The sequence below is a fragment of the uncultured Megasphaera sp. genome (assembly GCF_900539295.1).
GTDB lineage: Bacteria > Bacillota > Negativicutes > Veillonellales > Megasphaeraceae > Megasphaera.
Genome location: NZ_UQBH01000028.1, coordinates 1 through 13661 on the forward strand (window position 1 = coordinate 1; position 13661 = coordinate 13661).

Here is a 13661-nt window from a genome sequence, read left to right on the forward strand (position 1 = left end):
CTGCTTTCTAAACAATAGGTACTGTCTCTATTATACGACGTCTGCTTCAAAAAGGGGAGCATGTTCACAAGTTGTTGGCCGCAGGTCAAAAAAATATCCCTTGAAAATATAATCGAATAAAAAAGAGAAGGAAAAAACGAATCCCCTCAGGTTAGATCAAAAGCTGACTTGAGGGGATTCGTTTCTTTATGATAGGGAAATATGCAAAATTCTTGTGCATTATAGAATTTTTAGCTGTGTTGATTTTTCCAGGCTTTCGGGATGGGGATGAGGAAGGAGAAGATGGAGCCGATGACGGCGGCGATCCAGAGGATCTGCAGGGCTGTCGTAAGGCCCCACTGGTCAGCACCCCAGCCGACGAGAGGCGAGACGAGGCCGCCGATGGTCGTCGTCAGGCCTAGGGTGACGCCGGAGGCAAAGCCGACGTTTTTCCCAAGATAGGTCTGTCCTAAGACGACGATGGGGCTGTAGGCCGCAAAGAGGGAGAAGGCGACGGGCAGGAGCAGCAATGTCGCCGTGACGATGTTGGTGGTGTTGACCAGGAAGAACATGGACGGAATCATGAGCAGCATGGCCCCGCGCAGGACGCGGATGAAGCCGAAGCGGTCGGCCAGGATGCCGCCGAGGAAGGTGATGACGACGCCCATGGAGAAGAGAATCGACAAGGCCAGACTGCCCGTCGTCGGGGCGGCGTGGAGGACGTTGATCCAAAAGAGGGGGATGAAGGCGTTGCAGAGTGTAAAGCCGATGGAACGGACGAAGATGATGACCGACAGGCGGCTGAAGGCACCCCATTCGTTTTCTTTGACTTCGCCGGGATGGGCTTTTTGTTCTGCTTTTTTTGATTCCTGTACGAGGGACAGGATGTGGGGCATGCGGTGATAGATGATGAGGGCCAGGATGGTGTTGACGACGCCGAAGATGGCCAGCCCCCGGATGTCAAAGGCGTAGGCGCAGGCACCGGCGACGATAGGGCCTACGGCAAAACCGGCGTTGCCGCCGACGGAAAAGGAGCCCATGGCCTTGCCTTTTTGGCTGCCGGAGATGTTGTTGACCATGCGGGCTGCTTCGGGATGGTAGACGGAGGAACCGAAGCCGCTGAACATGGAGAAGAGGAAGATAAGCCAGTAATTCTGCGTAAAGCCCAGGAGGGTCAGGCAGATCCCGCAGAGGATAGGCCCTAAGGGAACGAACCAGGGTTTTGAAATCTTATCGGAGTAATATCCGAAGATCGGCTGCGACACGGAGGATAAGAGCATGTTGGCAAAAATGAGGGTCGCGCCGTCCTGGTAACTGAGGTTGCAGGTCGTAATGAAGTAGGGCAGGAGGGCCGGAATGGCGCCTTGTGCCCAGTCGACGGAAAAATGGCCCATGGCAAAGAGATAGACATAGGGACTTAGTTTTTTCATGAAGGTCTTCCTTTCGTTTTTTTGTCTTCATTATTATAACACAAGATTGTTTTCTTTTTGGGGGCGATATATAATAGAATATATTTATTGTTAAAGGAGTTGTTTGTATGGCATCGAAAGAAATGTACGCCCTCGGTTCCCAAGCTTCGGTCATCCGCGACCTCTTTGCTTACGGTCAGGAACAGGCGGCTGTCGTCGGCAAGGAAAATGTCTTTGACTTCAGTATCGGCAACCCGACCGTTCCGGCCCCGGCCTGTGTCCGCAAGGCCATTGAAGACATTCTGCGTGAACGCGAATCGGCAGCTATTCACGGATATACGGCGGCTGCCGGCGACGGTGCAGTCCGTCAGGGCTTGGCTGATTTTATGAATAAAACCTACGGCGCCGATGTACGGGCCGATAATTTCTATATGACCTGCGGGGCGGCAGCTTCTTTGGTCATCAGTCTCAAAGCCATCGTCGAAGACGCTTCTGATGAAGTCATCTTGGTGGCTCCTTTCTTCCCGGAATACACGGTTTTCGTGCAGAATGCCGGCGCAAAATCGGTCATCTTGCCGCCCGATACGGAGCATTTCCAGATTTCTCTTGATGCCATGGAACAGGCCATTACGCCGAAGACGCGGGCCGTCATCATCAATTCGCCCAACAATCCGTCAGGTGTCGTCTATTCGGCTGAAACGTTTGAAAAGCTGGCCGCTCTCCTGGAACGAAAATCGAAGGAAATCGGCCATCCGATTTACCTCATTTCCGATGAACCGTACCGTGAAATCATTTACGACGGCCTTCCTATTCTCTACGTGCCCAAGTTTTACCGCGACACGATTATCTGCTATTCGTACAGCAAATCCCTCAGCCTTCCCGGTGAACGCATTGGCTACATCCTCGTTCCCGACTGCGTTACGGCTGCTAAAGAGGTCTATACGGCAGTCTGCGGTGCCGGCCGCTTCATGGGCTTTGTCTGCGCACCCCATCTGTTCCAGGACGTCGTCTTGAAATGCATGGGCCAGACCAGCGACGTCGACGTCTATGATCAAAACCGGAAGTTGTTATATAATGGTTTAAAAGAACTGGGCTATGACTGCGTCTATCCCAGTGGTGCCTTTTATCTCTTCGTCAAATCGCCGGAACCGGATGCCAAGGCTTTTTCGGACAAGGCTAAGAAACTCAACCTCCTCATCGTGCCGGCTGACAGCTTCGGCTGCCCGGGCTACGTCCGCATTTCCTACTGCGTCGATCCCGATATGATTCGGCGTTCCTTTGCGGCCTTTGAAAAGCTCATGGCCCAGTATCGCTGAAGACGGCTGGTTATCTAAAGGGGAAAGGGCGTTTTACGAAACTGTATAAATAAAATGTAAAGGATTTGGAATAATTTTCTTGACACGTTCTGTATCTGTGGTATACTAAACAAGTCGTTAGGAAATGGGCCTATAGCTCAGCTGGTTAGAGCGCACGCCTGATAAGCGTGAGGTCGGTGGTTCGAGTCCACCTAGGCCCACCACACAGACCATCGTTTGGAATTATTCCCGAACGATGGTTTTTTTTGAATAATGGGAAGGAGGGACTTAATGACTGAATGTGAACGGCAGCTCCAGGAAATGGCCTTGTCCATTCAGGAGGCAAGGCGGGAAGCCGGCTGTGAGATAAAGAAAACCGTGCCGGAACCGTCAATGGATGCCATCCCCAATCTCGGCGGCGAAGCTCGGTCCGGCGACTGCCTGGTCAGTATGCTGGCCAGCGGCAGCAAGGGCAATGCGGCTTATATTCGCTGCGGAAAGACGAATATCCTCATCGATGCCGGTATCAGCTGCCGCCGTATTGAGAAAGGTCTCAAGCGTTATGGCTGCGCTCTCGGCGACCTCGATGCTGTTTTTATTACCCATGAACACTCAGACCACGTGGGAGGATTGGCGACGCTGTTAAAGCGGACTGATATGCCAATCTACACGACGGCCGAAACGTGGCAGGCTATGGGACGGAAGACCGACGGTTTTGACCATCGCTTCGTCCGCCTGACGCGGCGCGTGGCCTTGAAAGATATAGAGGTGACGCCTTTTGCCATCTCCCATGATGCGGCCCGTCCCGTCGGTTACAGCCTTCGTCATGGCGATGCCAAGATTACCCTGGCGACGGATTTGGGCTACGTCAGCCCCGATGTGGCAGCGGCTGCGGCTTATGCCGACATCCTGGTCTTAGAATCCAATCACGATGAAGAGATGGTCCGGAACGGTCCTTATCCCTATGCCCTTCAGCAGCGGATACTCGGGCGCTGGGGCCACCTGTCCAACAAGACGGCGGCGGCCTTTTTGGCATCCCTTCCGACGAAAGGCCTCATGCGGGTCCTTCTGGCTCACCGCAGTGAGAAGAACAACACCCCATCTCTGGCTCTCCATACGATGCGGACGGTGCTCGCCCAGTCCGGCCGCGTCGTGGGTCAAGATATTTTATTGCGGCTGGCCTGCCAAGACGGCAGCGTCCGCTTTCAGGAAAGGAGTAGTGACTAATCATGCAGCACAAACGAATCCTTACGGCCATCGTTGCCGTAATCCTCATCGCCGGCGGCGTCTTTGGGGGCTTTAAGCTTCGCGATACCTTTTTTTCACCGAGCGGGACCTATCAGGGGACGACGAACCAGCTCCAAGAACCGGAAAAGTCGGAATCCATTTCGAATGCCCGCAATACGGCTGTCGTTCAGGCGGCTAAGAAAGTAAGCCCGGCTGTCGTCGGCATTACGACCAAGGTTTATAACCGCGACATGTTCAACCGTAAAGTCCTCGTCGGCGAAGGCGTCGGCTCCGGCGTCATCTTCGATAAAGCCGGTTATATCGTTACCAATAACCACGTCGTCGGTACGGCTAAGACGGTCATCGTCTCCCTGGCTGACGGACAGAGCACGGAAGGCACCGTCGTCGGCCGCGATGCCAGAACGGACTTAGCCGTCGTAAAAATCAACATGGAAAACCTGCCGGTCGCTGAATTTGGCGACAGCGATTCCCTTCAGGTCGGCGAACCGGCCATTGCCATCGGCAACCCCTTGGGCCTTGAATTCCAAGGAACGGTTACGGTCGGCGTCATCAGCTCTCTCAACCGTACTATCGGTGCCGAAGGCCAGAGCATGAAGCTCATCCAGACTGACGCGGCTATCAATCCCGGCAACTCCGGCGGCGCCTTAGTCGATGCTGACGGCAAAGTCATCGGTATCAACAGTGCCAAGATTTCGCAGGAAGGCGTCGAAGGCCTGGGCTTTGCGATCCCCATTAACGCAGCCCGTCCGATTTTACAGGACCTCATCACCAACGGCAAAGTCGTTCGCCCGTACCTCGGCCTGTACGGTCTTGACCAGCAGATGGCAGCTCGCTTCGGCATGCAGCTCAATGCCCAGGGCATCTACGTCTACCGCGTCGTTCCCGGTGGTCCTCTCGATCAGGCCGGCCTCCAGCACGGTGACGTCATCGTTAAGTTGGACGGCACGGACGTGAAAGACTTCGCATCCCTCCAGAGCGTCATGGATAAGCATAAAGTCGGTGATTCCGTCACCGTCGACTACACGCGTAACGGCATGAACCGTGAAGCCACCATCGTCTTGCAGGAAAGCCCGCAGACCGATTCGGCTGACGACGATTTGAGCGGCAACTGATGAAGTACCATCTCATTACCATCGGCAAGATCAAGGAGAAGTACCTTACGGCAGGCATCGATGAATTCTTGAAGCGCCTCCGTCCTTACGGCGACGTCACAGTGACCGTCCTGCCCGAAGAAAAGATGCCTGACAATCCGTCGCCGGCCCAAAAGGCGCAGGTCCTCGACAAAGAAGGGGAGAAGATGCTGCGCCACGTCCGCGAAGGGTCGCATCTCATGGCCCTCGACGTAGGCGGCAAGCTCGTATCGTCAGAAGAACTGGCAGAATCCTTTTCGGAACTGGCCCTTTACGGCTGCAGTGAAATCTCCTTCATCATCGGCGGCCCCTTCGGCCTCAGCGACGTCGTCCGAAGAAAAGCCGACAAATGCATCTCCTTTGGCCGCATAACCCTGACCCATCAGATGATACGTCTGATCTTGGTCGAACAAATTTATCGGGCTATCAAAATATCCCGACACGAACCGTATCACCTATAAAAGATTGCGAAAGCAGACATCCCTCACTAACGTTTGAGTAGTGAGGGATGCTTTTTTGTATTTTTCTTTAAAAGATGGGTCAAAGGGACCTACCTTTTGACGGCAAACAAAAAAAACAACCTCTGCTGACGCGATGGTTGCCTGTTTTATAAGTTACAATACTTTTTAGATACGGGAAGTGACCAGCTTCTTCCTTATCAAGAAATAATAGCAGCTAAGTTATAGTATAAAACGCTTTTCTTCTGCGTTTTCTACGGCATAGCGTCATGATGAGTGGTTGTTGCGATTTTTGCAACAACCACTTTTTCCTTTGAATATGGAAAAAGATAAAAAATAAGGGACATGTCGTAACACGTCCCATCTAAAACCATATATAATATGGTTTTCAAGCTGATTGCAGTATAAGATAGGGTGAGTGAGTTGTCAATAGATGGAAAGAATATCGAACAAGTTTTAGTGTAAAGATGTAAGCGTACTTGACATAATCATTTTTGAAAAGTATTCGGGGGGGGCTCTGCCATTCTCCGGTAAAATAGACCATATAGTTTCCTGCACCGCTTTTTTTGCAAACGCTGACAGCTAAAATGGTTCCAATCATGTAAATTATAATTTTATAATTATTGCTATCTTATTCAGTTATAAAATAGTATTTTACAACTGAATCCTTAAGTTCTACAGCGCGCCGTAGAAGCCCTGTACACCTAATGATTACGTGAAATAGAAAAAATCCCGTCAGGTCAGGTAACTGGCTTGGCGGGATTCTTTTATTATATAGTCATTGTAATATAAGGAACTAGTGTCCTGGTAGTTTTACGTGTTAAATGGCCATGCATTGGGAGATGATTTTTATTCAGGGGGTCAAAAAGGGGTCAAAAGCACCTGACTTTTGGGGGGCAAACAAAAAATAGCCACCGCACAAATGCGATGGCTATCCGCTTTTTCTTATGGTGGACCATCAGGGGATCGAACCCTGGACACCCTGATTAAGAGTCAGGTGCTCTGCCAGCTGAGCTAATGGTCCATGTTTGTTGTTGGTGTGCTGACCTTGTGAGCACATTTGTTATAATACACCAAATGTAAAATAAATGCAAGCTTTTTTTTCGTGAATTTTTCCAAAGAGGCCGAAATCCGTGATAAATACGTCGAGGCCTTCTACAATAGGGCGGTTATTAAAGATTTCTGAGAAGGACCTCGCAGTTGGCAGGATAATTCGATTTTACAGCGAAATATATAATTATCGGTTGTAATGTAAGATAAAAAATCGGATTCGTGTTCATAAATAAGTTTTGACATCTGAATCGGCGTGAAACATGGGGCTAAGGGCCATTGCTCGGCCTTCGTGTTCGATGGATGTCCAATATTATTATAGATATATACAGTTATGAAAGGATGAGGCTGATGGAAAGTTCAGATAGAAATTTAAAGTTATATGAGGAGGCCACGGAAAAACTCTGTGCCGGAGATTTTGACGAGGCTTTGAAGTTATATGCCATATCCATGCACGATGAGGATATCTATGGCTCGATGAAAGGCTACAATGCCATGGGAATTACCTTTTACTTGAAAGGGGATATTTCGATGGCCATCAAGTGTTATGCCGTCTGCAGCCGCTTTGCGGCCTTAAGCATCCCCGAGATTCTGCAGGATTATCAGGATATGCTGAACGATAAGGCCGAGGCCAAAGACCGCTTATTGGCCCGGTGTTCCTATTTGGCAGCCGATTGGGGCTGGAGTGAGTCTAAGCTGCAAATGGATGAAAAAAGTCAGTCTTTGAACGAAAAGAATGAGCAGCTGTATCGGGACCTTTTGATGGGAAAAAGGGAGGAAGACTCCTTATCAAACAGCGAGAAACTTTCATACAGCCAGTATCTGCTGGAGTGCAGAAAAATCGGCTATGATCTCATTTTTCATGATTTTCAAAAAATGCTGGATGATCAGGACGGCACGACGGCAGAAATGAAACGATGGATCTCCGATATTTTTGATGTCGTTAAAAAGCTGGTCATGGCGGCCGATAAAGCTGAATAGATAAGAAAAATTATATGGCATAGCTGATGGATTGTCTGTCTTGTATACCGGAACAGGGCGTGTGTTCGTAAAAAAACTGTCGGTTGAACGAGGTTTTTCAGGCCCGTTTAACCGGGAAACGGAGCGGCATATGGTGAAGGGCTGGAGTAAGGGCAAGAAGATGGAAATGGCCGAGAAGGCTGCGAAGACCGTGGCCGGCGTATCGGTAGGAGCGGCGCAGAGCGGAGTGGATTTATTCAAAAATACCCGCGGCGTCTTTTATCGTCAGAAAGATTTTGACGCCTTGCTGACGGGCATCGAGCAGCAGGCCGCGGCTTATGCTAAGGTGCGGGAGGCGTTGGCAGCGGCTGAATTATCGGTTGAAACGCGAAAAAACCTGTTCCTCGATTCGCTGGGCCTGGCCATGGGCAGTATCTTGAGCCGCCTCATGGGCCGGCATGTGCCTTCCGATGTGCAGCAGGCCTATGAAATGGCGTATCCGCAAAAGGCGGCTGCCATGGATTTTAAGGAGGCCGTGAACGATCTCGATGAAGACCAGCTGGACGGCTTTATCAGCGGCGTCAAGGGCAAGCTCTTTGAAATCAAGTACACGGATTACCTCAATGACGGGAGACTACCGGCGGGTTACCATGCGGAAATGGCGCAGTCAGCGACCGAACCCGGCTGGGATATTGCCATTCGCGACGCCGACGGCAACGTCGATGAGGTGCTGCAGCTGAAGGCGACGGAGTCTGCTGAATACATCGGTCATGCGCTGGAGCGTTACCCTTACATCGATATCGTCTCGACGGAGGAGGTATACAGCGAAGTGACCATGGGCGACATGGCCGAACACGTCATTAACAGCGGGATATCCAATGATGAATTGACCCGGTACGTTCAGGATACGGTCGTGGTCGGCGCCGATGTCAGTCATGAAGGTTTCCTGCCGTCCATCATACCCTATGCCATCATCGCCTATTCGGTGGCCAAACAGAAAGATCTGTCTGAGTACAAGAAGGGAAAAGAATTTGGCCGCCGCTCTCTCCTTTCTTACGTCTGTCATGTATTGGGCGTGACCGTCGGCGCTTTTACCCATACGTGGTGGCTTATTCCGGTGACGTCTGTCGGCCTGCGCCTTGCCAATCGTCACGGTGCCAAAAAGTATGCGGCCTACCGGTCCTTAGCCCGCTATGCCAGGAATAATGAACGCGTCCTTCATCGTTATACAAAGAAGCCGCGGTGGCGCAGCATTTTGGAAGAGAGGCTCCTGGCACAGGAGTAATTCTTGAAGAGTCAGGGAAGGCCTGAATTTAATAGGAAAAAATATTTTAAGTACATTGCAGGAATCGTCGACGTTATGATTCTGACCGAGCAATGTACTTAATTTTTATTGTTTTTACGAATTCTTGATTTTGTCAATAGGGCGATTGTATAATAATAGTGGCTAATAATATCATTATGATTAATTCTTTAATATATGGTGACTTAGAGTAGTGTGAAAGTGAGCGATGTGCATGATTACTTATAATGGCAAAGGCGGCATGAATACGCTGGCCGTCGGCCTCGATAAGAGGCTGTTGACCCTGCGTCAGCTGCCACAAGATGACGCCGCCCTGATTCGGGCCTATACGGAGCAACACCCGGAACTTTTACAGCATACGTCTCTCCACGTATTTCACTGCCTGTCGGACGGGGCGGCCAAGACTTATTTCCTCATCGGTCTCGACGGAAAGCCTGTCCGCTATTCGACGTATGAGGATTTTCGCATGGCTCAGCGGCTGATGGCGGCTGCCATGAAGGAAGGCGTCCGCGAGCTGGCCATCATGGCCGATACCCTGGAGATGGATATGGCATCTCTCCTCGACGGATTGTTGTACCGGAACTATGAATTTACCCATTACAAGAGTGATAAACATAGTCGGACCGTCGGCAGCATCAATATTTTGTCGCACAGCATGAGGCCTCAGGAATTTAATTCCATGTGCTATATGTACACGTCGATTTATGAGGGCGTCTATGAAGCCCGCGACTTGATCAATATGCCGTCCAACGATTTGACGCCGAGAAAGTTTGCCGATATCGTGGCCGACACGCTGAAGGGCGATCACATCCTTATTGAATCGCTCAATAAGTGGGCCTTGGAAAAACGCCATATGGGCGGCATCGTCGCCGTCGGCAAGGGCAGTATGAACCCGCCTCAGATGGTGTCCATTGCCTACCAGGGCGACCCCAACAGCCGGGAAGTCCTGGGCATCGTCGGAAAGGGCGTCACCTATGACAGCGGCGGCTTGTCCTTAAAGAGCCACAAGGGGCTGGAATTCATGAAGGACGATATGGCCGGGGCGGCAGCTGCCGTCGGCGTCATTCGGGCCCTCATGCTCCTGCGCTATCCGGTCAATGTACTGGCCGTTTTGCCGCTGGTTGAAAATATTCCTTCCGGCATGGCTTATCACGTCGACGACATTTTGACCATGTACAATGGAAAAACCGTCGAAGTCAAGAATACCGATGCCGAAGGACGGCTCATTTTGGCCGATGCCCTGACCTATGCTCAGGAAAAAGGGGCGACGCGCCTCATCGACCTGGCGACCCTCACCGGGGCCTGCGTGACTGCTTTGGGCTCGGTGCGGACGGGCATGGTCGGCAATGATCAGGAGTGGATGAACCGCTTCTTTAAAGTGGCGACGGAAGCCCATGAAAAGATTTGGCAGCTCCCGGCCGATGAAGAATATGAAAGCCTTCTGAAAAGCAGCGTAGCCGACATGAAGAACGTCGGCGGCCCGGAAGCCGGTGCGATTACGGCCGGTCTCTTCCTGAAGCAGTTCGTAAAGGACGGGACGCCGTGGATCCACCTCGACATCGCCGGTCCTGCTTTCCGGGAAAAGGCCGATGAAACGGGATTTATCGGCGCTACCGGCGTCGGCATTAAATCGATTCTGCACTTACTGCAGGGAGGTGTACAGTGATAGTCGATCTCCATATGCATACAACCTGCTCGGACGGCGTCTATACGCCGGAGCAGCTGACCAAGATGGCCGTCGATGCCGGGCTCGACGTCATTGCCATTTCGGACCACGATACGGTGGCGGCTTACGACGGCAGTCATGAGCTGAATCCGGGCGTCCGCATCATTCGGGCCATTGAAATAAGCTCGGAATGTGACGGCGAAGATGTCCATATTTTAGGCTACGGGATCAATCCCGATGATGAAGCCATGCAGGAATACTGCCGCGAATTTAAGCAGCGGCGCTTTGACCGGGCCATGGAAATCGTCGACCGCTGCCTGAAACACGGCTACGAAATCGACCGCAAGGTCGTCGAAGACATGGTTCATAAGGGCGGTACCGTCGGCCGGCCGCACATCGCCCGCATGCTCGTCGAAAAAGGCTATTTCCCCGATGTAAAGACCGTCTTCGACAAGGTCCTCTATCACGGCGGCCCCCTTTACGTGCCGTATACGCGGCGGACCATCGATGAATGCGTAGCCCTCATCCGCAAGGTCGGGGGACTGGCCGTCTTAGCCCATCCGGGCCTCTTGAAGCGGACCTTGGATGAAGTCCTGACCCACGATTTCGACGGCGTCGAAGTGTACCATCCGAAGAATCGCGGCCGTTTCGACGAGTTTTTGGAATTAGCCAAGAAGCGCAATTGGTATATCAGCGGCGGCTCCGATTTTCACGGGACCGTCGGCCGTTTTCCGGAAAGCCTGGGAATCTTTACGGTCAATGCTGAAAAGGTACAGGCTTTGTTGTCTCACGTACCCTAATAAAGGCAGGTGACACTGATGGAAGTTTTCGGTTTTATTGGCGCCAGCGGGACCGGCAAGAGCCATCACGCCTTGGTCGTTGCCTACGATCATGATATTCAGACCATCATCGACGACGGGCTCCTCATCGATCACAACCGCATCGTCGCCGGCCGGTCGGCCAAGGATGAAACGAATCGCCTCAAGGCCGTGCGCCGTGCCGTCTTCAATAACCCCGATGACGCCGCAGTCATGAAGGCGGCCTTAGCAAAAGCGGCACCGGAAAAACTACTCATCTTGGGAACGTCGCGGCACATGATCCACCGCATCTGCGAGGCCCTCAATCTTCCGGAACCGTCGCGGTTCATCCGCATTGAAGACGTGTCGTGCTCGGAGGAAATTGAAAAGGCTCAAAATATCCGCATCAAAGAGGGCAAGCATATCATCCCCGTGCCGACGATGGAGCTGAAACCCCATTTTCGCGGCTATCTGCTGGATTCGATCCGTTCTTTCTTTTACGACAACAACGGCAAGAAGCTGTCGCCCTTTGAGCGGTCCGTCGTTCGCCCCATCTTCAGTTATTACGGGAAACTGACTTTTTCCAACGATGTTCTCGAAAGCCTGGTCCGCCATGCCCTCAGCCAAAGTGAAGGCGTGACCAAGATCAACCGCTTGAAGGTGGCCATCAACTATAACTCGACGCGCAACGGTCTGGCCATTATCTTGTCCCTGACCATTGCCTACGGAGAAAATATAAAGAAACTCATGAGCCGTATCCGCCGCGATATCCAGCACGAAGTGGAATATACGACGGGCATGGCTGTGGAAATCCTCAAGATTACCGTGCGCGACATTTCGCCGCAGCCTCCGGAACAACAAGAGAAATCATAGATGGTATCACCTGAAAGGGGCTGCCGTAAGGCGGCTCCTTTTTCTTGACAGCCTGAATCGGCGGACGGTATAATAAGGTGAAGCATGTGACTGACGGAAGTGGAGTTACCACGGGGAGCATGATTCATAAGAGCCGACCGTCTGGGCGAAACGTTCCAGAAGTGTCGGTATTTTTTTATTTTGGGTCTATCAGGAGGAATCACGATGAACGAACTGAAATTAAAATACGGCTGCAACCCGAACCAGTCGTCGTCCCGGGTGTATATGAAGGATGGCAGCGCCCTTCCTTTTACGGTCCTTTGCGGCCGTCCCGGCTATATTAATTTGCTCGACGCCCTCAACAGCTACCAGCTTGTCAAGGAATTGAAAGAAGCGACGGGTCTTCCGGCAGCGGCTTCCTTCAAGCACGTCAGCCCGGCCGGCGCCGCCGTTGCCACGGAGATGAGTGATACCCTGAAGAAAATATATTGGGTCGACGATCTTCCCTTGTCGCCTTTGGCTTCGGCCTATGCCTGCGCCCGCGGTGCCGACCGGATGAGTTCTTACGGCGATTTCGTCGCCCTCTCCGACGTCTGCGACGTCGAAACGGCAACCCTCTTAAAGCGCGAAGTATCGGACGGCGTCATTGCTCCCGGCTACAGCGACGAAGCCCTGGCCATTTTAAAGACCAAAAAGAAGGGCAATTACTGCGTCCTTCAGATCGATGCCGACTATAAGCCGAACCTCGTCGAATCGAAAGAAGTCTACGGCGTCACCTTTGAACAGGACCGAAACGAAGCTAAGATTACGGCCGATCTGCTGCAGAACATTCCGACGCAGAACAAGGCCATTCCGGAAGCGGCTCAGCGGGACCTCATCATCGCCCTCATTACCTTGAAATACACCCAGTCCAACTCCGTCTGCTACGTAAAAGACGGCATGACCATTGGCGTCGGTGCCGGGCAGCAGTCTCGCGTCCACTGCACCCGTTTGGCCGGCAATAAGGCCGATGTCTGGTGGCTCCGTCAGAACCCGAAAGTCTTGAACTTGCCCTTCCGCGACGACGTCCGCCGTCCGAACCGCGACAACGCCATCGACGTCTACATCTCCGACGATTACGAAGACGTCTTGGCCGACGGTATCTGGCAGGATCTCTTTACGGAAAAACCGCAGCCCCTTACGCGGGAAGAAAAGAAAGCCTGGATTGCTCAGCTCCACGGCGTAGCCCTCGGCAGCGACGCTTTCTTCCCCTTTGGCGACAACATCGAACGAGCTCATCGCAGCGGCGTCGATTACATCGCCCAGGCCGGCGGTTCGATCCGCGACGACAATGTCATCGAAACGTGCGATAAATATGGGATTGCCATGGCTATGACCGGCCTGCGCCTCTTCCATCATTAAACCGAATACCCTTGCAGCCAGTGTAAGATCGTGTGCTTGTAACCCTTGGGCCCATGGTGAGACTTCACGTCGTCACCGTGGGCCTTTGTGGTATGTCACATGATCTTTTGGGG

At 52.2% G+C, this 13661-nt stretch carries 11 protein-coding genes, 2 tRNA genes and 1 riboswitch; of the genes, 11 read left to right on the plus strand and 2 right to left on the minus strand.

Annotated elements, in window-relative coordinates:
- Positions 1-230 precede the first annotated feature (230 nt).
- Positions 231-1409 carry an MFS transporter gene (locus tag QZQ46_RS08795; protein WP_296828969.1) on the minus strand — a complete coding sequence of 393 codons (1179 nt, stop codon included), beginning with the start codon at positions 1407-1409 and terminating at the stop codon, positions 231-233.
- A gap of 107 nt (positions 1410-1516) precedes the next feature.
- Between QZQ46_RS08795 and QZQ46_RS08800 the strand changes: the two genes are divergently transcribed.
- The 5 genes from QZQ46_RS08800 (at position 1517) to rlmH (ending at position 5522) form a co-directional block, all read left to right on the plus strand.
- The gene (locus QZQ46_RS08800; RefSeq protein ID WP_296828970.1) at positions 1517-2704 is read left to right on the plus strand and encodes a pyridoxal phosphate-dependent aminotransferase; all 1188 of its coding nucleotides are present in this window, start codon (positions 1517-1519) and stop codon (positions 2702-2704) included.
- Positions 2705-2830: 126 nt separating this feature from the next.
- A tRNA-Ile gene (locus QZQ46_RS08805) sits at positions 2831-2907 on the plus strand.
- 67 nt (positions 2908-2974) lie between these two features.
- Entirely contained in the window at positions 2975-3910 is a 936-nt protein-coding gene (locus tag QZQ46_RS08810) for an MBL fold metallo-hydrolase (RefSeq protein WP_292283384.1), read from the plus strand.
- Positions 3910-5043, plus strand: coding sequence for a S1C family serine protease (locus tag QZQ46_RS08815; RefSeq protein WP_296828999.1), 1134 nt, complete (start codon positions 3910-3912; stop codon positions 5041-5043). The genes QZQ46_RS08810 and QZQ46_RS08815 overlap by 1 nt, the downstream gene beginning before the upstream one ends.
- Positions 5043-5522: a 23S rRNA (pseudouridine(1915)-N(3))-methyltransferase RlmH gene (rlmH, locus tag QZQ46_RS08820; protein WP_225069907.1), complete on the plus strand. Its 480-nt coding sequence runs from the start codon at positions 5043-5045 to the stop codon at positions 5520-5522. The genes QZQ46_RS08815 and rlmH overlap by 1 nt, the downstream gene beginning before the upstream one ends.
- A 945-nt stretch (positions 5523-6467) precedes the next feature.
- Here the strand turns inward: rlmH and QZQ46_RS08825 are convergent.
- A tRNA-Lys gene (locus tag QZQ46_RS08825) sits at positions 6468-6543 on the minus strand.
- A gap of 377 nt (positions 6544-6920) precedes the next feature.
- On the opposite strand from QZQ46_RS08825, the gene QZQ46_RS08830 reads away from it, so the two are divergent.
- The 6 genes from QZQ46_RS08830 (at position 6921) to QZQ46_RS08855 (ending at position 13548) form a co-directional block, all read left to right on the plus strand.
- Positions 6921-7550: a hypothetical protein gene (locus tag QZQ46_RS08830; RefSeq protein ID WP_296828971.1), complete on the plus strand. Its 630-nt coding sequence runs from the start codon at positions 6921-6923 to the stop codon at positions 7548-7550.
- A gap of 61 nt (positions 7551-7611) precedes the next feature.
- Positions 7612-8814 (plus strand): hypothetical protein, encoded by a 1203-nt coding sequence (locus QZQ46_RS08835; RefSeq protein WP_296828972.1) that lies wholly within the window; start codon positions 7612-7614, stop codon positions 8812-8814.
- Positions 8815-9046: 232 nt separating this feature from the next.
- Positions 9047-10498: a leucyl aminopeptidase gene (locus tag QZQ46_RS08840; protein WP_296828973.1), complete on the plus strand. Its 1452-nt coding sequence runs from the start codon at positions 9047-9049 to the stop codon at positions 10496-10498.
- Positions 10495-11298, plus strand: a complete 804-nt coding sequence (locus QZQ46_RS08845) for a PHP domain-containing protein (protein ID WP_296828974.1) — start codon at positions 10495-10497, stop codon at positions 11296-11298. Before QZQ46_RS08840 ends, QZQ46_RS08845 begins: the two co-directional genes overlap by 4 nt.
- Before the next feature lie 18 nt (positions 11299-11316).
- The gene (locus QZQ46_RS08850; protein WP_296828975.1) at positions 11317-12168 is read left to right on the plus strand and encodes an Asp23/Gls24 family envelope stress response protein; all 852 of its coding nucleotides are present in this window, start codon (positions 11317-11319) and stop codon (positions 12166-12168) included.
- A 76-nt stretch (positions 12169-12244) separates the two neighbouring features.
- A riboswitch (ZMP/ZTP riboswitch) is annotated at positions 12245-12322 on the plus strand.
- Between the two features lie 50 nt (positions 12323-12372).
- Complete coding sequence (locus QZQ46_RS08855) at positions 12373-13548, plus strand: phosphoribosylaminoimidazolecarboxamide formyltransferase (RefSeq protein WP_296828976.1); 1176 nt, start codon at positions 12373-12375, stop codon at positions 13546-13548.
- Positions 13549-13661 lie beyond the last annotated feature (113 nt).